This window comes from Streptomyces cacaoi, assembly GCF_006539165.1.
GTDB classification, from domain to species: domain Bacteria; phylum Actinomycetota; class Actinomycetes; order Streptomycetales; family Streptomycetaceae; genus Streptomyces; species Streptomyces cacaoi.
In genome coordinates this window covers 226,274-248,159 of the sequence record NZ_BJMM01000006.1, presented here as the reverse complement: position 1 = coordinate 248,159, position 21,886 = coordinate 226,274, and the positions used below count along the sequence as shown (strand labels likewise).

Annotated in this window: 22 protein-coding genes and 1 pseudogene; 15 read left to right on the top strand and 8 right to left on the bottom strand. The window is 71.8% G+C overall.

Annotated features, from left to right (window positions below):
• Window positions 1–55: 55 nt before the first annotated feature.
• The gene (locus SCA03_RS08640) at window positions 56–802 is read left to right on the top strand and encodes an SDR family oxidoreductase (protein WP_030873887.1); all 747 of its coding nucleotides are present in this window, start codon (window positions 56–58) and stop codon (window positions 800–802) included.
• Window positions 803–1,599: 797 nt separating this feature from the next.
• Here the strand turns inward: SCA03_RS08640 and SCA03_RS08635 are convergent.
• On the bottom strand, window positions 1,600–2,517 hold the full coding sequence (locus SCA03_RS08635; protein WP_030873890.1) for a LysR family transcriptional regulator: 918 nt from the start codon (window positions 2,515–2,517) through the stop codon (window positions 1,600–1,602).
• Between the two features lie 173 nt (window positions 2,518–2,690).
• Between SCA03_RS08635 and SCA03_RS08630 the strand changes: the two genes are divergently transcribed.
• The 6 genes from SCA03_RS08630 (at window position 2,691) to SCA03_RS08605 (ending at window position 8,878) form a co-directional block, all read left to right on the top strand.
• Window positions 2,691–3,686: a fumarylacetoacetate hydrolase family protein gene (locus tag SCA03_RS08630; RefSeq protein WP_230988549.1), complete on the top strand. Its 996-nt coding sequence runs from the start codon at window positions 2,691–2,693 to the stop codon at window positions 3,684–3,686.
• Window positions 3,683–4,669, top strand: a complete 987-nt coding sequence (locus SCA03_RS08625; RefSeq protein WP_230988548.1) for a cyclase family protein — start codon at window positions 3,683–3,685, stop codon at window positions 4,667–4,669. The genes SCA03_RS08630 and SCA03_RS08625 overlap by 4 nt, the downstream gene beginning before the upstream one ends.
• A 34-nt stretch (window positions 4,670–4,703) precedes the next feature.
• The gene (locus tag SCA03_RS08620) at window positions 4,704–5,858 is read left to right on the top strand and encodes an FAD-dependent oxidoreductase (protein ID WP_030873896.1); all 1,155 of its coding nucleotides are present in this window, start codon (window positions 4,704–4,706) and stop codon (window positions 5,856–5,858) included.
• Window positions 5,855–6,859: an amidohydrolase family protein gene (locus SCA03_RS08615; protein ID WP_169729612.1), complete on the top strand. Its 1,005-nt coding sequence runs from the start codon at window positions 5,855–5,857 to the stop codon at window positions 6,857–6,859. The genes SCA03_RS08620 and SCA03_RS08615 overlap by 4 nt, the downstream gene beginning before the upstream one ends.
• Window positions 6,860–6,863: 4 nt before the next feature.
• Window positions 6,864–7,802, top strand: coding sequence for a VOC family protein (locus tag SCA03_RS08610; protein WP_030883667.1), 939 nt, complete (start codon window positions 6,864–6,866; stop codon window positions 7,800–7,802).
• A gap of 113 nt (window positions 7,803–7,915) precedes the next feature.
• Window positions 7,916–8,878, top strand: a complete 963-nt coding sequence (locus SCA03_RS08605) for a fumarylacetoacetate hydrolase family protein (protein WP_086815152.1) — start codon at window positions 7,916–7,918, stop codon at window positions 8,876–8,878.
• 160 nt (window positions 8,879–9,038) lie between these two features.
• On the opposite strand, the gene SCA03_RS08600 is transcribed toward SCA03_RS08605, so the two are convergent.
• Both SCA03_RS08600 and SCA03_RS37180 read right to left on the bottom strand, forming a co-directional pair.
• Window positions 9,039–9,824, bottom strand: coding sequence for a GNAT family N-acetyltransferase (locus tag SCA03_RS08600; protein ID WP_086815153.1), 786 nt, complete (start codon window positions 9,822–9,824; stop codon window positions 9,039–9,041).
• A gap of 100 nt (window positions 9,825–9,924) precedes the next feature.
• A complete protein-coding gene (locus SCA03_RS37180) occupies window positions 9,925–10,200 on the bottom strand; it encodes a MarR family winged helix-turn-helix transcriptional regulator (RefSeq protein WP_371863905.1) in 276 nt (91 codons plus the stop codon).
• On the opposite strand from SCA03_RS37180, the gene SCA03_RS36010 reads away from it, so the two are divergent.
• The 3 genes from SCA03_RS36010 to SCA03_RS08585 all read left to right on the top strand — a co-directional run bounded on the left by SCA03_RS36010 (window position 10,102) and on the right by SCA03_RS08585 (window position 11,612).
• Window positions 10,102–10,542, top strand: coding sequence for a GlcG/HbpS family heme-binding protein (locus SCA03_RS36010; protein ID WP_371863904.1), 441 nt, complete (start codon window positions 10,102–10,104; stop codon window positions 10,540–10,542). The genes SCA03_RS37180 and SCA03_RS36010 overlap by 99 nt on opposite strands.
• 194 nt (window positions 10,543–10,736) lie before the next feature.
• Entirely contained in the window at window positions 10,737–11,300 is a 564-nt protein-coding gene (locus tag SCA03_RS36005) for a sensor histidine kinase (RefSeq protein WP_230988546.1), read from the top strand.
• An 81-nt stretch (window positions 11,301–11,381) separates the two neighbouring features.
• Complete coding sequence (locus SCA03_RS08585; RefSeq protein ID WP_030873913.1) at window positions 11,382–11,612, top strand: hypothetical protein; 231 nt, start codon at window positions 11,382–11,384, stop codon at window positions 11,610–11,612.
• A 139-nt stretch (window positions 11,613–11,751) separates the two neighbouring features.
• Here the strand turns inward: SCA03_RS08585 and SCA03_RS08580 are convergent.
• Together SCA03_RS08580 and SCA03_RS08575 are read right to left on the bottom strand one after the other, a co-directional pair.
• Window positions 11,752–12,004: pseudogene (locus SCA03_RS08580) on the bottom strand (helix-turn-helix domain-containing protein); the annotation flags it as partial.
• 252 nt (window positions 12,005–12,256) lie between these two features.
• Window positions 12,257–12,592, bottom strand: coding sequence for an ArsR/SmtB family transcription factor (locus tag SCA03_RS08575; protein WP_086815155.1), 336 nt, complete (start codon window positions 12,590–12,592; stop codon window positions 12,257–12,259).
• Window positions 12,593–12,762: 170 nt separating this feature from the next.
• Here SCA03_RS08575 and SCA03_RS08570 point away from each other — a divergent pair, with 170 nt between their 5' ends.
• Window positions 12,763–13,905, top strand: coding sequence for an FAD-dependent monooxygenase (locus SCA03_RS08570; RefSeq protein ID WP_086815156.1), 1,143 nt, complete (start codon window positions 12,763–12,765; stop codon window positions 13,903–13,905).
• A gap of 558 nt (window positions 13,906–14,463) precedes the next feature.
• Here the strand turns inward: SCA03_RS08570 and SCA03_RS08565 are convergent.
• Together SCA03_RS08565 and SCA03_RS08560 are read right to left on the bottom strand one after the other, a co-directional pair.
• Window positions 14,464–15,474 carry an aldo/keto reductase gene (locus SCA03_RS08565; RefSeq protein WP_086815157.1) on the bottom strand — a complete coding sequence of 337 codons (1,011 nt, stop codon included), beginning with the start codon at window positions 15,472–15,474 and terminating at the stop codon, window positions 14,464–14,466.
• A 168-nt stretch (window positions 15,475–15,642) separates the two neighbouring features.
• Window positions 15,643–16,212 (bottom strand): TetR/AcrR family transcriptional regulator, encoded by a 570-nt coding sequence (locus SCA03_RS08560; protein WP_030873918.1) that lies wholly within the window; start codon window positions 16,210–16,212, stop codon window positions 15,643–15,645.
• Between the two features lie 81 nt (window positions 16,213–16,293).
• Here SCA03_RS08560 and SCA03_RS08555 point away from each other — a divergent pair, with 81 nt between their 5' ends.
• The 4 genes from SCA03_RS08555 to hsaB all read left to right on the top strand — a co-directional run bounded on the left by SCA03_RS08555 (window position 16,294) and on the right by hsaB (window position 20,565).
• The gene (locus tag SCA03_RS08555; protein WP_086815158.1) at window positions 16,294–17,214 is read left to right on the top strand and encodes an NADP-dependent oxidoreductase; all 921 of its coding nucleotides are present in this window, start codon (window positions 16,294–16,296) and stop codon (window positions 17,212–17,214) included.
• A gap of 358 nt (window positions 17,215–17,572) precedes the next feature.
• The gene (locus SCA03_RS08550) at window positions 17,573–18,571 is read left to right on the top strand and encodes a LysR substrate-binding domain-containing protein (protein ID WP_086815159.1); all 999 of its coding nucleotides are present in this window, start codon (window positions 17,573–17,575) and stop codon (window positions 18,569–18,571) included.
• A 249-nt stretch (window positions 18,572–18,820) separates the two neighbouring features.
• A complete protein-coding gene (hsaA, locus tag SCA03_RS08545) occupies window positions 18,821–19,984 on the top strand; it encodes a 3-hydroxy-9,10-secoandrosta-1,3,5(10)-triene-9,17-dione monooxygenase oxygenase subunit (protein ID WP_086815160.1) in 1,164 nt (387 codons plus the stop codon).
• Window positions 19,981–20,565, top strand: coding sequence for a 3-hydroxy-9,10-secoandrosta-1,3,5(10)-triene-9,17-dione monooxygenase reductase subunit (gene hsaB / locus SCA03_RS08540; protein ID WP_211293520.1), 585 nt, complete (start codon window positions 19,981–19,983; stop codon window positions 20,563–20,565). Before hsaA ends, hsaB begins: the two co-directional genes overlap by 4 nt.
• Window positions 20,566–20,932: 367 nt before the next feature.
• Here hsaB and SCA03_RS08530 read toward each other — a convergent pair whose 3' ends face one another.
• The gene (locus SCA03_RS08530; RefSeq protein ID WP_086815161.1) at window positions 20,933–21,865 is read right to left on the bottom strand and encodes a zinc-dependent alcohol dehydrogenase; all 933 of its coding nucleotides are present in this window, start codon (window positions 21,863–21,865) and stop codon (window positions 20,933–20,935) included.
• Window positions 21,866–21,886: the final 21 nt, after the last annotated feature.

The following is a 21,886-nucleotide window of genomic DNA, read 5'->3' as shown; positions in this document are numbered from 1 at the left end:
AGTGCTACCGTTCCATTCTGCACCGATCGGTATCCAAGTTTCGGGAGTTCACGCAATGAGGCAGAGGGAAGACAAGACCGCCGTCGTCACCGGCGGGAGCACAGGGATCGGCCTGGCCACCGCCGCACGGCTGGCGTCCGAGGGCGCCCATGTGTTCATCACGGGCCGGCGCGAGGACGCGCTCGACAGGGCCGTCGAGTCGATCGGTTCCGCGGTCACCGCTGTGCCGGGCGACATATCCGAACCGGCCGACCTGGACCGGCTGTACGACGCGGTCCGTGCCCGCGGCCAGGGCCTGGATGTGCTCTTCGCCAACGCGGGCATGGCCACGCTCGCACCGCTGGCGCACGCCACCGAGGAACAGTTCGACCAGATCTTCGGCACCAATGTCCGGGGCACACTGCTCACCGTGCAGAAGGCGCTGCCGCTGCTGAACGACGGCGCTTCGGTGATCTTCAACGACTCGATCCGTGCCGACGACGGCCGGGAGAACTTCGGCCTGTACGCGGCGTCGAAGGCCGCTGTCCGGTCCCTGGCGCGGACCTGGGCCAACGAGCTGAAGGGCAGGGGCATCCGGATCAACACGGTTGCGCCGGGCGCGATCGACACCCCCGGAGTCGACAGCGCCATCGGCGAGGAGGACGCGGACGCGGTCAAGGCGGAACTCGCGGCGGGCGTACCGATCGGCCGCAGGGGACGCCCGGAGGAGGTCGCCGCCGCGGTGGCCTTCCTCGCCTCCGCGGACAGCAGCTTCATGCTCGGCACCACGCTGCACGTCAACGGCGGCGAGAACCAGTTCTGACCCCGCCACGCGGAGTCCCGCCCTGTTGCGGGCGACTCGCAGAACGCCGACAGCTCGTATTCATCGGCGCGGGCCGGCTGCACGCCCGACGTCGCGACCGCCGGAGTCGACCCGGTGGGCGTGGCCGGTTCGCCTCGTGCCGGCGAGCTACGAGCCTGGCGGCCCGGACCAACTTGCGAGCAGGGCGGACATGCCCGGCGTCCGACAGGGCGCTCCCTGTTGGACAGCCGTCGCCCGGGCACCGGCGTCTACCGTCACGGAGACCGGGCGGCGTCGGCAGCGAAGCGAACTCCCTTCTCCTGACGGCCGGTTGGCTGTGTGCGTCGGGTACGGAACAGATGTCCCGGCCGGGCACGGTCCCAGCGGAGCCGGTGCCGAGCAGGTCCTCTCGCCATGGCCGAGGGCCCTGGTACCGTCCGGCGGCGTGACGAGTGACGGCACAGAACGCCTTGCCGCCGCATGGGCCCGCATCGATGCATGGCTCGGCCAGTACGCCCCGGGCACGGCCGCGCTCCTGCGACCGGGCGCCGATGAGGAGCGGATACGGGCCGCCGAAAAGGCCACGGGGCGGGGGCCCGTGCTGCCCCGCGTCACCGGCCACCGGCTCTTCGGGGATCCCGGCTACCGCCGGTCGGCGCGCCGGGCCGCCGGACAGCCGGCCACGCTGGGCGTCCGCCGAGACCGTCACGGCGTTCCCCGGTCACGTCGAAGGCGCTCTCGCCGCAGCCGGACGCGCGGCGGACGAAACCCCGTGCACCGGCTGAGCCCGCAGGTCCCGAGCAGCCCGGCAGCGGCGGTCACCCGGCGTGCAGCCGTGGCAGCGTGGCCCCGACGCGAGCCGCGGTCTCCCGGAGCCAGGCGTGCCCGGCGTCGTGGGTGTGCACGGGATGCCACCACAGGGCCTCCTGCAACGGGACCGCCTCGTACGGCGGTTGGGCGACCCGCACGCCCGCGGAGGGGGTGAGCAGGCGGGCGAGCCGGGCCTGGACCATGGCGATACGGCGGGTTCCGGCGACGAGAAGCGGCAGCAGGTGGAAGCTGTCGACGGACACCTCCACGCGCGGTTCCACGCCCAGCATGCCGAGCTGGTGGACGGCCGGGGCGTCGTAGGTGCGCTGGTAGGTGACCCATGGCAGGTCGGCCAGGTCCTGCCGGGTGAGTCCGTCGGTGAGGGACGGGTGGTCGTCGGCGAGCACGAAGACCCACCGGTCGTCGTAGAGGTCGGTGGCGGGGAAGCCGCTGATGACGCCGTGCGGCATGAGCAGCCCGTCGACCGCGCTGAGCAGCGTGGCCGTGTCGTCGGCCACGGTCGGCGGGGTCTGGACGAAGCGCAGCCGGATGCCGGGGGCCTCCCGGTGGACGACGCGGGCGAGTTCGGCACCGAAGACGGAGACGGCGTAGTCGGAGGCGACGAGGGTGAACTCGCGTGTCTCCCGCGCCGGGTCGAAGTCGGCCCGGCTGGAGAAGAGGCGCTCCAGGACGTCGTACGCGGTGGAGGTGCGGTCGAGGAGGACCTGTCCGAGCGCGGTGAGTTCGTAGCGTCCGCCGACGCGGGTGAGCAGGTCGTCGCCGAAGTGGCGGCGCAGCCGGGAGAGCGCGGCGCTCATGGCGGGCTGGCTCAGTCCGACGCGCTGCCCGGCGCGGGTGACGTTGCGCTCCTCCAGCAGGGCACGCAGGGCGACGACGAGGTTCAGGTCGAGACGGGCGAGGTTCACTGTCTTCCTCTTGCTGTGCGGCGGCGAGCAGCGCTGACCAACCGGCCAACCGGCCAACCGGCCGACTGGCCAAGGGAAATCTACCTGGTGGATACCTCTCATTTGCACAATCTATTTCCCTGATCATGGGTCGGCGGTCCAGATTGGTCTCACCGCGACCAGGAGGACACCCCGTGAAACCCGCCCCCGCTTCTGCACCCTTCGCCGGCCCCTTCGCGCTGGCGACGCTCTCGGCCCCGGACGGGCCTCCCTTCCCGGCGCTGGTCACGCCCGACGGGCGGACCGTCGACCTGCGAACCGCCCTGGGCGACCCACAGTTGACCACGCGTCACCTGCTGGAGGACTGGCCGGCCGTGCTGCCGCGGCTGCGGTCCCTGGCACACGACGACACCGTGGAGCGCGGGACGTCGGCCGGGCTCCGGGTGCACGCGCCGGTCGAGCCGCGTCAGGTGTTCCAGTCCGGCGCCAACTACCGGCAGCATGTCATCGATCTGCACGTCGCCCACCGTGCGCCCGGTGACGACCGTCCGGAGGACGAGCGCCGGGCCGAGGCAGCAGAGATCATGGACCGGCGGGCGCGGGAGGACCTGCCGTACGTCTTCATCGGACTGCCGAGCGCCCTCACCGGCCCCTACGACGAGGTCGTGCTCCCGGCGTGGGCCGAACAGCCGGACTGGGAGCTGGAGTTGGCAGCAGTGATCGGCCGACCCGCATACCGCGTCGGCGTCGCCGAGGCGCTGGAGCACGTCGCCGGGTACACGATCGCCAACGACCTCACCGACCGGGCCGGTGTCTTCCGCCGCGACATGCCGCAGATCGGCACGGACTGGCTGCGCGGCAAGAACGCGCCCGGCTTCACCCCGCTCGGCCCGTGGCTCGTGCCGGCCGAGTCGGTCGCCGACCCCGGCGCTCTGCGCCTGGTGCTGAAGCTCAACGGCGAGACCATGCAGGACGAGTCCACCAAAGACATGATCTTCGACGTGGCACGGATGGTGTCCTACATCTCCCGGACGGCCCGGCTTCTGCCCGGCGACCTCGTACTGACCGGTTCCCCCGCCGGGAACGGCATCCACCGGGGCCGGCTGCTGCGCGACGGCGACGTGATGGACGCCTCGATCACCGGCCTCGGCACACAGCGCACCCGGTGTGTGACGGAGGTGACGCCGTGACCACCGGCTCCCCGGACCCCGGACCCCTGGACCGGAACGACCCGGAGGGCGCCATCGCCGCTGCCGCCGAGGCGTACTCGAACTGGGGGCGTTGGGGCGAGGACGACCGGCTGGGCACCCTCAACTTCCTCGACGAGGCCAAGCGCCGGGAGGGCGCCGCGCTGGTGCGCCGGGGCGTGAGTCTCTCGCTGGCGCAGCGCTTCGACAGGGACGGGCCGCAGCGGGGCTGGCGACGGCGCACCAACCCCGTGCACACGATGCTCGACACCGGTACGGACGCCGCGCTCGGCAACCAGGGCTTCCCGCACGGGCTCGGCGGCGCCGACGACGTCATCGCCATGCCGTTGCAGTGCTCCACCCAGTGGGACGGTCTCGGCCACATCTTCGACCACGGCAAGGCGTGGAACGGGCGTCCCGCTGAGCAGGTCGTCACCTCGGACGGCGACCTGGTCACCGGCATCGAGCACATGGCCCCGTATGTTGCCGGCCGCGGCGTCCTGCTCGATGTGGGCCGCGTCGCCGGCGCGGACGGCGAGCTGCCCGACGGCTTCGCCATCACCGAAGAGCATCTGCGAGCGACCGCCGAGGCGCACGGCGTGACCGTCGGCCGCGGCGACATCGTGCTCGTGCGCACCGGGCGCCTCGCGCGGGCCCGCCGCGAGGGCTGGGGCGAGTACGCCGGCGGCCCCTCCCCCGGCCTCTCGTTCACCACCGCGGGATGGCTGCACCGCACCGAGATCGCCGCGATCGCCACGGACACCTGGGGCTTCGAGGTCCGCCCGAACGAGTTCGCGCACTCCTTCCAGCCGCTCCACCAGGTCGCCATCCCCCACCTGGGGCTGCTCATCGGGGAGATGTGGGACCTGGACGCGCTCGCCGAGGACTGCGCGCACGACGGGGCGTACGACTTCTGGCTGACGGCCGCTCCCCTGCCCGTCACCGGCGCGGTCGGCTCCCCCGTCAACCCCGTCGCCGTCAAGTAGCCCTCCATCTCCCTTGAGGGACAAGGAGTTCCCCATGAGCAGTACGCGTACGAGCGGTACGCGCGCACACCGCACGGTCCTCGTCGTCGGCGGCGGCTCGGCCGGCAACGCCGCCGCGATCCTGCTGCGCCGCGCGGGGATCGCGGTCGACCTGGTCGAGGCCAGGGACGACTGGAACGCCACCGCGGGCTCCGGCATCACCCTTCAGGGCAACGCCCTGCGGGTCCTGCGGGAGCTGGGCGTGTGGGAGGAGGTGGCACGGTCCGGGTACGGCTTCGACGCGGTCGGCATCGTCGCCCCCGACGGCACCGCCCTGCACATCACCGAGGACCTGCGTACCGGGGGCGACGATCTGCCCGCCACCGTCGGCATGCGGCGCCCGCGGCTGCAAGGCATCCTCAGCGACGCGGTGCGCGCCGCCGGCGCCACCGTCCGCCTCGGCGTCCGCGCCACGTCCCTGGACCAGGACGACGACGGGGTCACCGTCCGCTTCACCGACGGCGCCGTGGGCCGCTACGACCTGGTGATCGCCGCCGACGGCCTGCATTCCGCCACCCGCGCGGCCATCGGCATCACGGACCGGCCCGAACCCACCGGCATGGCCATCTGGCGCGTCGCGGCACCCCGCCCCACCGGTGTCACCCGCACCGACCTGTGCTACGCGGGCCCCGCCTACATCGCGGGCTACTGCCCGACCGGCGAGAGCACGCTGTACGCGTACGTCGTCGAGGACTACCGGGACCGGGCCGGTATCCCGCCCGCCTCGTACGCCGACGAGATGCGTTCCCTGACCCGGCACTACGGCGGCCACTGGCCCGAGATCACCGCGCACATCACCGACCCGGCCCAGGTCAACTACACGTGGTTCGACCGGATGCTGGTCGAGGGCTCCTGGCACCGTGGCCGCGTCGTCCTCGCCGGCGACGCCGCGCACTGCTGCCCGCCCACCCTCGCCCAGGGCGCCGCCCTGTCGCTGGAGGACGCCTGGGTGCTCGCCCAGCTGCTCATATCCGCCGACACCTGGGACGACGCGCTGCTCCAGCGCTACCACGAGCGGCGGATCGGACGGGTCCGGCCCGTGGTCGAGGCTTCCGTCCGGATCGGCCGATGGCAGCTCGACGGGGACCGCGACGCGGACGTGCCCGGCCTGATGGGGCGCACCGCGGCACTGCTGCGGGAGCTGCCGTGACGGCGCCGCCCACGGTCGACGTACACGCCCATGTCCTGCTGCCCGCGGTCGAGGACCTGGTGGAGGGGCTGCCCGGCCTGAGCGAGGCAAGGACCCTGGACGCCCGCCGCAACGGGCCGGCGGCGCTGGAGGTCAACCGCGTGATGATCGGCGAGCGCGTCCCCCGGCTCACGGATCCGGCGGTCCGGCTCGCCGCCATGGACACGCAGGGCGTGGACATCCAGCTCGTCAGCCCCTCCCCGTCGCACTACCACTACTGGGCCGGCGAGGAGACGGCCGAGACGCTCTTCCGGCTCGCCAACGAGGCGACAGCCGAGCACTGTTCGGCCGCGCCCGACAGGCTGCGCGGCCTCGGACTCGTCCCGCTGCAACACCCCGTTCTGGCGGTGCCGGCCCTCGACGACGCGCTCGCGCGGGGCCTGTCCGGAGTCGAGATCTCCAGCCACGCGCCGGGGCACGAACTGTCCGACCCGGCCTACGAACCCCTCTGGAACAGGGCGGAGGAGACCGGCGCGCTCGTCTTCCTGCACCCCTTCGGCTGCACTCTCGACGAACGCCTCGACCGCTGGTACCTGTCCAACTCCGTGGGCCAGCCCACCGAGAACGCCGTCGCCCTCTCCCACCTGATCTTCTCCGGCGTCCTGGACCGCCATCCGGGGCTGCGGATCGTCGCGGCGCACGGCGGCGGCTATCTGCCCACCCACATCGGCCGCGCCGATCACGCCTGGCGGACCCGCCCCGACGCCGCGTCCGGCTGCGCGCACCCGCCCAGCCACTACCTGCGGCGCCTCTACTTCGACTCCCTCGTCCACGACCCGCACGTGCTGCGGGAGCTGGTACGGGCGGCCGGAGCCGGCCGGGTGCTCCTCGGCTCCGACTTCCCCTTCGACATGGGCACACCGGACCCTCTCGGCGCGCTGCGCGCGGCCGGACTGTCCGATGCCGACTTCGAGGCGGTGCGCGGCGGTACCGCGGCCGGCCTCCTCCCGAGGAAGGACTGACACCATGAGCGACCGTCTGCTCACCCACCTGCGGCACGTCGACCTCGCCGTGCCCGACTACGACAAGCAGCTCGACTTCTACTCCGGCGTCTGGGGCCTGACCGAGGTCGCCGAGGACACGGGCATCTCCTTCCTCGCCGCCGAGGGCAGCCCGGAGCAGTACGTCGTCCGGCTGCGCAAGGCCGACGAGAAGCGCCTCGACCTCGTGTCCTACGGGGCCGCGTCACCCGCCGACGTCGACACGCTCGCCGAACGGCTGCTCGCCGGAGGCGTCCAGCTGATCTCGCGACCCGGGAGGATCGAGACCCCCGGAGGCGGGTACGGCTTCCGCTTCTTCGACGTCGACGGCCGCACCATCGAGGTCTCCGCGGACGTCGGCGTCCGGCAGCACCGCAAGATCGAGGAGAAGGAGGCCATCCCGGTCAAGCTCTCCCACGTCGTCCTCAACTCCCCCGACCTGAACCGCACTCGGGAGTGGTACGAGCGCCACCTCGGCTTCGCGCTGTCCGACACGCTCTCCTCCCCGCGCATGGGCGAGGTCATGCACTTCATGCGGATCAGCAACCAGCACCACTCGATGGCTCTCGCACGGGGGCCGCACACCGCCCTGCACCACGTCTCGTTCGAGATGCGCGGCCTCGACGAGTACATGCGCGGCTCCGGCCGGGTCATGCGCGCCGGATTCCGGAAGATCTGGGGGCCGGGCCGGCACATGGCGGGCGACAACACCTTCACGTACTTCCTCGACCCGCACGGCAACACCGTGGAGTACACGACGGAGCTGGAACTGCTCGACGAGGACACCTGGCACCCGCACGTCTACGACTTCTCGCAGCCCGAGGTCACCGACCAGTGGGGCACCGCCAACCCGATGAACGAGCTGGTCGCCAAGGAGTCGTTCAACGATCCCGACCGCGGCTGCTTCGTCGCCCCGCCGGTCTGACCCCGGCGGGCCCCGGCCCCGGGCCCCGAAGGCGCGTCGGCCCCCGTCCGCGCCTCGGGCCCGGCCCCCGACGCCGTTCTCCTTCCGCTCCCCCGCCCCGGTCCAGGAGCCCCATGCGCTTCGTCACCTACACACACCAGCACACCGTCCGCACCGCCGTCGTCGACGCGGAGGGCACTCTTCACCCGCTGCCGGGCACCACCTCGCTCACCGCGCTGGTGCGCTCCGGCGACGGCCTGCCCGCTCTCCTCGCCGCGGGCGCCGCCGCGCTCGACGCGGCACCCGGTCCGCACGTCTCCCAGGTGCGGCTGCTGCCGCCGCTCCAGCCGTCGTCCGTACGGGACTTCGTCACCTTCGAGGAACATGTGGCGGGCGTCCGCCGCTCCGTGGACGGCGCGCACGGTGTGCCCGAGGAGTGGTACACGGCCCCCACCTTCTACTTCAGCAATCCGCACGCGATCCTCGGGCCCGGCGACGCCGTCCCGATGCCGCCCGGATCCGCCGCCCTCGACTACGAACTGGAGGTCGCCGCCGTGATCGGCCGCGAGGGCGGCGATCTGACCCCCGCGCAGGCCCGCGACCACATCGTCGGCTACACCGTCCTCAACGACTGGTCGGCACGCGACCTCCAGTCCGCCGAGATGCGGGTGGGTCTCGGCCCCTGCAAGGGCAAGGACACCGCCACGACGCTCGGCCCCTGCCTCGTCACGGCCGACGAGCTGGAACCGTACCGCGACACCGAAGGGCTCCTGCACCTCGCGCTGACCGCGCAGGTCAACGGCACGACGACCGGCACGGACCTGCTCTCCCACATGAGCTGGACGTTCGAGGAGATGGCCGCCTACGCCGCACGCGGCACCCGTCTCGTCCCCGGCGACGTCCTCGGCTCCGGCACCTGCGGCAACGGCGGCTGCCTGGCCGAACTGTGGGGACTGCGCGGCACCCAGGACCCGCCGCCGCTGAAGCCCGGCGACACGGTCACCCTCACCGCCGAGGGCATCGGCACGCTCACCAACACCGTGACCGCCGGCCCGCCCCCGGTCGAACTGCCTCGCGGACGGCGCCACTTCCGGTGACGGACGGGAGCATCTCCCCGTGGGCAACTCCGTCGCCGCCGGGAGATGCACACGGCATCAACTCCCGCCCGGCCTCGGCCTGTCCGATGCGACCGCATGCCGCCGAGCCCGCCGCCCGCTACGCCCGCGTCTCCACGCCGCGATCACGGAACGGCTGAGCTCAGGGCGACCAGACATACGGTGTCGTCGTGGTGACCGCGTGCAGGCCGAGGCGGGTGAGGATCGGGGCGCTGTCGGCCGAGGCGTCGACGTAGACGTAGGGGACCTCGCGAGCAGCAGCGAGTTGGGCCCGGTGGGCGACCATGGCCCGGTAGATGCCCTGCCCCCGCCATTCCTTGAGCGTCGAGCCGCCCCAGAGGCCGCCGAAGTCGATGCCGTCGTTGAACACCAGCCAGGCGGCGCAGACGACTTCGGTACGTGCCTCGGCGACGAGGACGACGGTGTTCTCCGGGGCGTTCTCGATCCGGGCGGCCAGATCGTCGGCGAGCCAACTCCAGTCCTCACCCCAGACGGTGCTCTCCAGAGCGGCGATGCGCTGGAGGTCCGATCCGGCGGTGACACGGCGGACGGTCACGCCGTCGGGCAGGACGGGGTCGGCGGCAAGATCTGCGGACTGCCCGATGAGCACGGTCTCGCTGTCCTCACCGACGAAACCGGCCGCCGTCAGTCGCTCGGTGAGGTCGGTGGGGAGATCATGGGCGCGAGTCTTCCATTCGACCGCCTCACCACGGGCGGCGTAGAAGTCGCGCTGCCGCGCTATGAGCGTGTCGAGTTCTGCCCCGTACACCCCGAGGTCGCGGGGGCCCGTGACGAAGCCACGGCGCCAACCGACGACACGGGTCAACGGACCGTCCCTCTCGACCCGGACGCTGCCGCCGGGCGTGGTGACACCCCGGAGTTGGGCGTCATACGCGGTGCGGAGTTCGTCGATCGGAATGCCCTCCATCCGAACACCGTACGGAACGGGGGTCCGTTGCACGAGCCACTCGGGCGGCCGGCGTCGTCCATGCGTGGTGGAAGTCTCCGGCGATGCTGAGGACCGGCTGTCAGGAGCCGGCGCCGGCGGCATTGTCGGCGACCCGCGTGAGCAGCCCCTTGAGGGACTCGACTTCTGCGGCCGTGAGTCCGTGAGCGAGGTGATCGTCGAGCTCGGTGACTCGGGCGTCGGCGAGCCGGAACAGCTCGCGGCCCCGGGGGGTGAGCCGCAACTCGACGAGGGTCCCATGGACAGGATGCGGTTCGCGTATCAGGAGGCCGCGGCCCTCAAGCTTGGCCACGGTGCTCGTCATCGTCTGCGGCGTGACCTGGCACCGGCGGGCCAGCTCGGCCGACGTGATCGCGGCGTGTTCGTTGAGCACGGTCAACGCCTGCTGTGCGCGTTCGTTCGCATGGACGGCGCTCCGGTCCAGGCGATCCAGATCTCCCAGGACAAGGCCTACACCGCCGCGGGGTTCGGGATGCCGACCGCGCAGTGGCACGAGTTCATGACCCAGGACGCTCCGCTGGCTGCGGGGGCGCCGACGAGCATCGCCCGGTTCGTCCCCTACGGCGGTGGACTGCCGCTCATGGTCGACGGTCGGGTCGTGGGCGGGATCGGCGTCTCGGGCGGGCACTGGAGCGCGGACAACACGGTCGCCGAAGCCGGTGTCACAGCACTGGCGTGACATCCGTCCACGGGATGTGACGAGAGCCATTAAGAGGAGCTGACACACAAGGCCGATGGCGTTGCCGTACCCCCCGAACCGGGACAGAGACCGGTGCCGGAGGCGGAACCGGAATCGGCAGCGCCGCCGACACCCGATCCGCGCTGGAGCGGGTGCCGTCACTGGTCGCCTCCTCCCGCAGCGCGGGACTGCCCGTGGAATTGCGTACCACCGGGGAGCCGCGCCCGCTGCCGGAGACGACGGAGCGCGCCGCGTCCCGGATCGCCCAGGAGGCGCTGACCAGCATGCACAAGCACGCGCCGGGCGCCCAGACGGAGAGCGCCGTGGCGTACCGGGACGACACCGTGTGCGTCAGCGTGCGCAACTACGTGCCCACCGAGGTGCGTTCCGGCGAAGAGCCGGCCTCGGACGGCACGCCACGGCTGCCCAGCGGCGGCCACGGGCTGACCGGGCTGATCGGGCTGATCGGGCTGAGGGAGCGCGTACGACTGGCGGGCGGCGGCGGCCAGACGGGAACGGCCCGGCGGCGGCTTCCTGGTGGTAGCCGAACTGCCCGCGCCCTGCCCCGCGGAGACCGCCGCCGGGCCCGCGTCCGGAAGCACAGCCGAAACCGGAACCCGAGCCAGCAAAGGCCCGAGCACGCAGCGCGGCCGTCTCGCGCCCTGCCGGGGGGCCGGGCCGAACGCCTCTGCCCCTCCCAGGTGTTCCGCACGCCCGCGCTCGGTCGTGATCGCGTAACGGACACATCGCACGGTTGAGTGACCCGCCGGGCTCATGATCGAGTCGATCTTGAAAAGTCCGTCCGAGCCGACACGGACAATCGAGCAAAGGAGAGACTCATGCGCACGTTCCACAAGAAGGCAGCCCTGGTCCTGGCCGGCGCGGCTGCCGCTTCCAGCCTCTCCCTGTTCGCCGCCGGCAGCGCCTCCGCCGCCGAGGGCGACCTGTACCCCACCCAGGACGCCTGCCTCAAGGCCGCCACGGACGAGGCCCACAAGCTGGACCCGGCGCCCTCCGAGTGGAGCTGCAAGAAGGACGGCGACCAGTGGAAGCTGATCCGGGTCAGCTGACCCGGAACCGACGACCGACCTCCGAGGCCCCGGCCGCCGCGGCACCCCGCCGAAGGCGCCGGGGCCCCGTCCGTGCCCGCGGCTCCGCCCCGTCGGCCGCGTCGGCGCCGCGCGGGCGCGAACTCGCCTCCCGTCACGTCCTGTCGGCCCAGCAATCCACCCCGGCCCCCGTCAGGGCACCGACGACGCCATGGGTTCGCGCGGTCTTGATGCCGTGGACAGATCGCGTCGGCCTTGCCGGAGGCCGTCCTCACCGCCTCGGCGAGGGTTCGAGCCAGAGCGGCCAGGATGTCGACGGCCTCGGCGATGCACCGGTAGGCGGTGGTGGTGCCCACACCGAATCCGGCGGCGAGCTGGGCGTAGGTATGGCCGCATCGCAGATGAGCCAGCACCCGGATCCCGTCCTCACCGCCCTCACCCCCAGTGGCCCTGCTCCGCTTGCAGGTTGAGGAAGCCTCAGTGGATGGGGGCGTGAGGGAGTGTGCGGAAGAGTTCGGCGCCGATCACGAGCGCGGGACGGTGGTCGAAGCGACACCGATCCCGTATGTGCCCGCGTCGTGCCCGGCTACCTGCGAGCCGCGCGGGCTGGATCCGGCCGAGCTCGCGGCTCAACTCGGGCTCCCCTCCGGTGTGCTCAGCTGCGCTCAGCGAGGAGCAGTACCGCCCGGGGACTCCGAGCCCAGGAGCGTGAGCAGCCCGGGGAATCTCTTCTCGATGTCCGCGCGCCGTAGTCGGATGCCCTTGCGGTTGCCGTAGTCGATCTCGTCGATGAGACCTGCCTCGCGCAGGACTCGGAAGTGGTGGGTCTGGGTCTGCTTCGAGATCGGAAGATCGAACGAGTTGCAGCCCCGCTCACTGTCGCTGCGGTCGGCGGCCAACTCCGTCATCACCGAACGACGGTGCTCGTCGGCGAGGGCGCGAAACACCGCACCCAGATCGAGCGCATCGACCTCCAGGCCGACCAGGTTCCTCCCGGCCACACCGCACCTCCTTCAGGTATGACTTGCATCGTACCTGAAGGGCGTGCTTCTCTGAGGTACGAAAATGATCGTACCTTGGTCCGGTTGCACCTCCCTGTGCCGCCGCTCCCTCAGGCCCGGCCCGGCACCCGCCGGGGACCTGGTCATCGACACTGCGAGAGGTCATCGTCATGAAGAAGCCCGAGGTGCTGATAGTCGGTGCCGGAATCGCAGGGCCCGCACTCGCGTACTGGCTCTCCCGGAACGGATACCGGCCGACGGTCGTCGAACACGCCCGGCAGCTGCGCTCCGGCGGTAGCGCGATCGTCGTGAAGGGGCCCGCGATCCCGGTCGCCGAGCGCATGGGCATCCTCCCCCGGCTCCGCGAGCTCGCCACCCGCAATCGGTCGCTGACCCTGCTCGACCCCGGCGGCAGGCGAATCCTCCAGCTCCCGCTCGCCTCGGACGAGGCGCCGACGGTCGAGGTGACCCGAGCCGACCTGTCCGAGGTGCTCCACCGGTCGGCGCAGGCCGAGGCCGAGTTCTTGTTCGACGACACGGTCACCGCTCTCGACCAGGATGAAGACGGGGTGGACGTCACCTTCCGGCGGTCCGCGCCACGGCGCTTCGACTTGGTGGTCGGTGCCGACGGGATGCACTCCACCGTGCGGCGCCTGGTATTCGGCCCCGAGCGGCAGTTCGCGAGCGACCTGGGCCTGTACGGCGCGACCGTCCCGCTGGAACCCGACGCCATCGAGGACCCGACCGAGATGACGATGCTGACCGTGCCGAACCGGATGCTGGTCCTCCACCCCTCACGGACCACCCCGCTCGCGATCTTCACCTTCCGGGCCGCACCGTCAGCGCCCCACGACCGCAAGAACGTCACCCTGCACAAGCAGACCGTGGCCGACGCCTACGCCGACGTGCGGTGGCGGGCACCGGAACTCGTGGCAGCCTTCCTCGACCACCCGGCTCCGTTCTTCGACCCCCTGACCACCGTCCGGGTGCCCTCGTGGTCCCGCGGACGGGTCGTACTGCTCGGGGACGCGGCGGCGGCGACAGCCCTGCTGGGCGACGGGTCCAGCATGGCAATGGCGGGCGCGTACGCCCTCGCAGAGGAGCTCGCCGCCCAACCCGGTGACCACGCCCGCGCCTTCACCGCCTACGAGTCCCGTCTCCGCCGTGAGGTAGGTCCGCGACAGCGACGCGTCGGTCTGCTCTCCCGGCTCCTGGTGCCCCGCACCCGGCCGGGCCTCGCGGTGCGCAACGCGGCGGGCCGCGCGGTCGGTCGCACGAACCGGATCGCCTCTCGCGACGCCGCGAACCGGTAGACCGAGCCCGCACCGACCGGTCACCGGTCGGTGCGCAGCTCCCCTGTAACTCCCCACCGGGTCGGCGCCGTCATGTCCGACGAGCCCGGCTCGACGTGGTAGGTCGTCGCCGATGCGGCAGGTCGACTGCTGTCGGCCTCACCCACCGTTCCCGGCGCCTCGCCACGACACGGGGGCTTCCGGTGACTACGCCCCCGGCGACGCGAAGGTGAAGTGCTGGGCGGCCAAGGCATATCGAGGCGCCGACGGCAAGTGTGGTCGATCGGTATCACGACGCCCTGGGGCCGGATCCGCCACTCGCAGCGGGGATCGGTCAGCAGTGTGCGGGTGACCGTGGAGTCGTAGCCCGCGTCAGGGCGCATCACGAACCGTTCAGGCAACGCAATCTCGAATCACCCGAGCTTCTCTGGCGTCGAGCGCAGGAGCGGGAAGTCGTGCCGGCGGGCAGCACGCGGATCAGCGCATTGCGCGCGCCCGCCCGCAAGCACCGCCGGGCCGACCACAGAGCTGAGCAGGCCGAGGCCGAAAGCTCGTCGCGGGCCCGGCGGTGGCCGGGAGCTACCGTGAGCCCGCCACGGACTGCTGCTTGTAGAAGGACTCGGCCAGGTAGGCGGCCTCGTGCGGCTGGTAGGGCTCCTCCAGATAGGCCGCCTCGTCTTCGTCGAGTGCGACGTCCACCGCGGCGACCGCGTCGGCCAGTTGGGCCGGCTTGGTGACCCCGACGATGGGCGAGGTCACCGTCGGGTGGCGCATGACCCAGGCCAGGGCGACCTGGGCCGGGGACAGCCCCCGCTTGTCCGCGATCTCGTGGACGCGTTCGGCCACGGCCTGGTCCTCGTCGCGGTAGAGGATCTTGTCGCCCGCGTCGGTCTCGGCACGCGTCGTGGCGGTGTTCCCGGCCCGCGTCAGCCTGCCTCGCGCCAGCGGGCTCCACGGGATGACGCCGATGCCCTGGTCGGCGCAGAGCGGAAGCATCTCCCGCTCTGCTTCCCGGTGGATGAGGTTGTAGTGGTCCTGCATCGACACGAACCGGGTCCAGCCGTTCAGGTCGGCCAGGTACAGCGCCTTGGTGAACTGCCAGGCGTACATGGAAGAGGCTCCGATGTAGCGGACCTTCCCGGACTTGACCGCGTCGTGCAGCGCCTCCAGGGTTTCCTCGATCGGGGTGTCGTAGTCCCAGCGGTGGATCTGGTAGAGGTCGATGTAGTCGGTTCCCAGCCGCTTCAGGGAGGCGTCGAGCTCGGCGAAGATCGCCTTGCGGGACAGTCCGGCGCCGTTCGGGCCGGGGCGCATCCGCATCCAGACCTTGGTGGAGAGAACGACCTCCTCGCGCCGGGTGAAGTCCTTGACCGCCTGGCCGACGATCTCCTCGCTGCTTCCGGCGCTGTACCCGTTGGCCGTGTCGAGGAAGTTGACGCCGCTCTCCAGGGCCTGCTTGATGATGTCCCGGCCGGCGTCCGCGCCCAGCGACCAGGGCTCGCCGCCCCGGTCCGGCTCGCCGAAGCTCATACAGCCGAGGGCGATGGCGGAGACTTCCAGTCCGGTCTTTCCGAGTTTGATGTATCGCACGCTGCGAAACCTAGGAGTTGGAGTGCGCTCCAGCGCAAATGCGGAGGCGCGCGGGGCATGCGGCCCCGCCAGGATTCTCGAACTCCTCGGTCCGATGGCGGCGGTGCAGGGAGCCGATCACCGTGCCGGTAGCGACCGCCGGCGCCGCAACCGCGGGAAGGCGGACACCTACCGCACGGCCCCGATCGTGCGTACCTCGGCGAGCGCTTGCCGTGCCAGCGAGCCGAAGTCCTCCTCGTTGTCCGCCTCGATCCACTGGTCGTAGGCGATCTCCCAGACGAGCGCGCCCAGTTTGGCGGCCACGCGCGCGGTGCGGTCCGGTACTCCGCGGAGGCCGAGTGCCTCGACCATCGAGGCGGTGAGGCCGATCCTCTTCAGGGCTTCGCGCTCGCGCAGTTCCGTATTGGCGTCCAGCACGGCCTGGCGCCGGCGGCTGAACTCGCGGCGGTCGGCGGAGAAGAACGTCCGGCCGAGCGCATCGAGTGCGCCCGTCACCGCGTCGAGCGGTCCGGCCGTCGGCGGCGCCGAGGCGATCCCCTCGGCGAGCAGATCGCTCAGCGCGCCTCCACCGAAGAGCACTTCACGCTTGTCCGGGAAGTGCCGGAAGAACGTGCTCTTGGTGAGCCCGGCGCGCTCCGCGATCTCGATCACGGTCGTGTTCTCGTAGCCGCGCTCCTCGAAGAGTTCGAGGGCAGCGGCGGCGAGCCGTCCGGGTGCGTCGGGTTGCCAGCGAGCCATGGGAACAGTCTACGGGACTTCGTCCCATCACTGGTGTACGGTCGACGGGACCAAGTCCCATCACTGACCAGGAGGTCACCGATGAGCAAAGCTGTCCGTTATGAGCGTTTTGGTGGCCCCGAAGTGCTCGAAGTGCAGGAGATACCCGAGCCGCACGCCGCACCGGACGAGGTCCGCGTCCGGGTCACTGCCGCCGGGCTGAATCCGATGGACTGGCAGATCGCCGCCAAGGCCGACACGGCGGCCCGTTTCGGCATCACGTTGCCGGCCGGGTTCGGCACCGACTTCGCCGGCGTGGTGGACGAGGTGGGCGCGGAAGCCACGGGATTCGCGGTCGGCGACCGGGTGCACGGGGGTGCGATCGGCCGGTCCGTCGCCGATTTCGTCCTGGTCAAGACACCTGCGGCAGATCTGTGGCCCACCCCGGAGGGCGTCGGCGACGAGGTGGCGGCCACGCTTCCGGTGGCCGGTCTGACGGCCTCCGCCGCGCTCGCCGCGGTCGGGCTCAAGGCCGGGGACACGGTCCTCATCGGTGGGGCGGCGGGCGGCGTGGGGGTCTTCGCCGTACAGCTGGCGAGGCTTGCGGGCGCCCGGGTGCTCGGCACCGCCTCCGAGGGCACTTTCGATTTCCTGCGCGGGCTCGGCGCCGAGCCCGTGGCGTACGGCCCCGGCCTGGCGGACCGGGTGCGGGACCTGGCGCCCGAGGGGATCACCGCCGCGACCGACCTGTTCGGCAGGGAGACGGCCGGGACCGCGCTCAAGCTCGGCGTGGCGGCCGAACGGATCTCCGTCGTGGCCGACGGCCCCGCCCCGCCGCCCGGCGTGCGGAAGGCGGGCGCCTACGACGCGGGTCCGGGCTCCCTGGAACGGATCGTCGACGCGATCCGTTCCGGCGAGATCACGGTGCCGATCGCGGCGACCTTCCCGGTCGAGCGGATCCGCGAAGCGGTGACGACACAGGCCGAGAGGCACGTTCACGGCAAGATCGTGATCGCGCTGTGAACCGGCCGCGAGGCGGACTCGGCGACCAGGGCTCCGTGGCCGCCGACCCCTGCTGAACAGCGCCTCGTCCGCGCGTCGTTCCTGCTCCGGGGCGCTCGGCACCGCCCTGGACGTCGGTTGCGGCCACCGCGGTCCTGAGCGAGGAGATCATCGGGCCGCCCTGCGATCTGCTCGCTGCCTGGAGGCCGGTTGACGCGGGGGCCGAGGTGTGCGTCGGCGGCTGTCGGCCCGGCGCTCACCGCCCGGCCGCCGGGACGGCACCCCGGGCCCCCGTGATCCGGTGTCTCCTCGGCACGGTATGCCTGTCCGGGACCGCGCACGCGGCCGGATACGCCATGTCAACAGAGGAGCGCAGGCGATGGATCTGCTCAACGGGCGGCTGAAGCTACGGCATCTGGTTCTGGTGAACGCCATAGCCGAACAGGGCAGCGTGCTGGGTGCCGCCGAGGCCCTGCACCTCGCCCAGCCCGCCGCCACCAGGAGCTTGCGCGAACTCGAAAGCCTCCTCAGAGTGCGGCTGTTCGACCGGAGGCCGCGGGGCGTGGTCCCCACCGTCCACGGCAAGGTGTTCGTCGAGCACGCGCGTTCCGTCCTGGCCGAGCTGCGCCGCGTGGGAGAACGGTTCGAGGAACTGGCCGACGGCAGCAGCGGTTCGGTCACGGTGGGCACGCTGCTGGCGGGCTCGAACGTGCTGCTGCCCCGGGCGATCCTGGCGCTCAAGAGGGAGCGTCCCGGAGTGGTGGTGACGGTGCACGAGGCAGCCGCCGAGACCCAGTGGCCACGCCTCCTCGACGGCGAACTCGACCTCGTCGTGGGCCGTCTCGCACCGACCGGCCTCCAGGGCCTGCGCCAGATCCCCCTGCTCAGCGAACCCGTGCGGCTCGTGGTCCGCGCCGGACACCCGGCGCTGCGGCGCGAACTGCGCGGGCTGGCCGACCTGATGGAGTACCCCTGGGCGCTGCCGGTGCCGGAGACAGCCCTGCGCCGGGAGCTGGACGCCGCTTTCCACGACGCGGGGCTGGGCATGCCACGGGAGCAGGTGGAGTGCTCCAACGGCTTCACCGTTCTGGCGCTGGTCCGGCACACCGACATGATCGCCGCGGTGCCGGATCTGGTGGCCGGCGCCGACCGGTCCCTCGCTCAACTGCCGCTGGAGCTGGAAAGGGCGCGGCAGCGGGTCGGGGTCACGCTGCCCGACCGGCCGCTGACGCCGTGTGCGCGCCTGATGCTGGAGCACCTGCGCCACCAGGCCGTCCTGATCGAGTCCGCGGCCGGCTGCGACATGCCCGGACACGACGGCCCCGAGGGGTGCGCGGCGCCGGTGGACACGCTGCACCATCCCAGCCTCTACGGCTGACGGCGCGACGTACGACGTTCGGTGGCTCGACGCCGGTTCCGGCTCATCGGACGACCGGCGCCCGCGCGCACTCCCGGCTCCGGCCCGCGTCGTCCTCCACGGGCCGGGCCGGGCGCGGCCATGCGCTATAACGCAGCCGCTATAGATGGAGGCCGGAGAGATATTTGTCCGGCATACCGAAGAGCGAAAGCCTGGATCCGGCGGGCAGTTCAGCACCGCGCCACCCCTGCCCAGATCAGGAGATCCAGCATGCGTACAGAGGTTCTCGACCGTGTCGAGGAACTGCTCCCCCGGCTGCGGGAACGCGCCCAGGAGACGGAGAACGCGCGACAGATCCCCGCGGAGACGATCCGGGACCTGCGCGAGACCGGGTACTTCGGCCTCCTGCGGCCCTCGCGCTTCGGCGGCGCCGAGGCCGATCCCCTCGTCCACTTCGATGCGGTGCGGCGGATCGCGTCGGCCTGCGGCTCCACCGGCTGGGTCGCCTCCGTCCTGGGGGCGCACGCCTGGCACGTCGCCTCGTTCCCGCCGGCCGCGCAGGAAGAGGTGTGGGGAGAGGATCCGGAGACACTCGTGTCCTCGGCCTACGCGCCGATGGGCCGGGCCCGGAAGGTCGACGGCGGCTACTCGCTCTCCGGCCGCTGGAGCTTCTCGTCCGGTATCGGCCACGCCCGGCACGTGATCCTGGGCGGCCTGGTCACGGACGAGGACGGCACGCCCGGGGACTGGCTGACGTTCCTGGTCCCGCACAGCTCCTGCACCGTCGTCGATGTGTGGGACACCGTCGGCCTGCGCGGGACCGGTAGCAACGATGTCCACGTCGAGGAGGCCTTCGTCCCCGCCCACCGCGTGCTGTCCTTCGAGGACTCCTTCCGCTGTTCCTGCCCCGGCCAGGAAGCCAACCCCGCGGCTCTCTACCGGATTCCGCTGTACTCGCTGATGACGACCACGATCGCGACACCGCTGATCGGCATGGCGGAGGGCGCCTATGCGGCGCACGTGGAACACCAGCGCGACCGGGTGCGCGCCTTCGGCGGGGACAAGGCGAAGGACGACCCGTTCGCGAAGCTCCGGGTCGCCGAGGCCGCCAGCGAGATCGACGCCGGGTGGCTCCAGTTGACGCGCAACATCGCCGCGGTCCACGAGACCGCGGCGGCCGGCCGGACCATCCCCCTCGCGCAACGCGTCCGGCTCCGCCGTGATCAGGTACGCGCGGCGAGCCGGGCGATCACGGCGATCGACAGGCTCTTCGAGAACTCCGGCGCGAGCGCGCTGGCCGCCGGCTCCCCCGTCCAGCGCTTCTGGCGGGACGCACACGCCGCTCGGGTCCACGTCGCCAACGACGTCGAGCCCGCGCTGAAGTCCTTCGGCGATGTGGAGTTCGGCGGAACCCTGACCGGAGGCATGCTGTGACGCCGGGCGCACCCGTCGCCCTTCCCCGGGACGGGCAGTTGACGGCCGGGCCGGTGGACGCGTCCCGGTTCCGCCGGGTCCTGGGCGAGTTCTGCACCGGAGTCGTCGTCATCACCGCGCAGGCAGGAGGGCAACCGGTCGGCTTCGCCTGCCAGTCCTTCTCCTCCCTGTCGCTGGATCCGCCGCTGGTCCTGTTCTGCCCGACCCGGACCTCGCGCAGCTGGCCGGTGATCGCACAGGCCGGGCACTTCGGGGTGAACGTCCTGTCCGCGGAACAGCGCGAGATCAGCTCGGTGTTCGGACGACCGGGCAGGGAGAAGTTCGCCGCCTTGGACTGGGCGCCTTCGCCGAACGGCGCACCGCTCCTGGCTCATGCCCTGGCGTGGCTGGACTGCACGGTCGAGACGGTGCACGAGGCGGGCGACCACCATGTCGTGGTGGGCCGGGTGGACGGCCTCGCAGCCGGCGCGGCCACGTCACCACTGCTGTTCCACCGCGGCCACTACACCACCACGGCGGAACAGCCCGACCCGTGGCTGCCGCACCCCGACCTGCGGACCGAGCCCGACTCCTGGTTCTGACCGGCCACTGCCACCGGGCGAGGAGCTTCGGCACCGACCGGGGCAGCAGAAGGTGCGGAAGTTCCCACTGCGGCGCCACGCGCGCACGGGCCCGCAGGGCGCGCCGCACCTCATGGCGGCCCGATCTGGCGACCAGGCTCAGCCAGGCCGCCGCGAGGGCGGCGTGCCCGGCCGGTGTCGGGTGCACGGCCTGGATCTTCGGGTCCAGGTCCGTGCGCCACCACGTTCGCTCTTCCTCTCCTCTCCGATAAGCGCGTCCCCGGCCTCGACGACGCCGCGGATCGGCAGGAGGAACGGTTCGATGAGGATCAGCTTCGTGGCCAGTCGGTCCGCCCCAGGGAGGGCGTGCGTTCCGAGCGGACCGCCGTCAGGGGTGAAGGACGACCTTGATCGCTCCGGAGGCCCGGTCACCGGCCACGCGGAACGCCTCCGCGGCTTCGTCGAGGGGGAAGCGGTGTGTGATCACGGCCTGCGCGATGGTGGGGTTGCCGGCGAGCAGCGCCGCGGCCTGTTCGGTGTCGCGGATGCCGTCGTGTCGGCTGTAGGCGATGGAGTGGACGTAGGTGAGTTCCTTGACCAGGCTGACGACGCCTTGGATGGGGATGGTGTGCTGGTACACGCCCAGCAGCACGACGCGCCCCCCGCGGCGGGCGAGCTCGGCGCACCGGGCGAGACCGGACTCGCTGCCCGCGGCGTCGATCACGACGTCGTAGGTGCCTTCGGCCGCACCGACTTCGAGACGATCCGCCGCGATCCTCTGGTGCTTGTGGCGCACCTCGATATCGATGTCGAAGCCGCGCTGCCGGATCGCGGCCGCGGCCAGCAGCCCGATGCTGCCGCCGCCGACGACTGCCACCCGCTCCCCCGGCGTGAGCGCCGCGCTGCGGACACCGTGCCAGGCCACCGACGCCGGCTCCACGAGGCAGGCGTCGCGTACGTCCAGGCCGTCCGGAAGCGGGACGAGCATGTTCTCGGGAACCGTCACGGCATCGCACATGCCGCCGTCCCGGAACACCCCGAGCGTGCCGTGCTCCGGGGCGGTGCACCGCTGGACGTGGCCGGCCCGGCATTCGTCGCAGTCTCCGCAGTAGACCGTGGGCTCGACGGCGTAGCACCGGCCGTCCGCCGCGATGCCGGCGAACTCGTGACCGTAGGTGTAGCCCTGGACGCCACCGCGCGCGAAGTTCACATCGGTCCCGCAGATGCCCGCCGAAGCAACGGTGAGGCGCACCCCGGGCGCTCCCGGTTCGTCGGCCTCGACCACGAGGATGCCCTGATCGGTGTTGCGTACTGCGCGCATGGTGACCCTTCGACTTCTGTT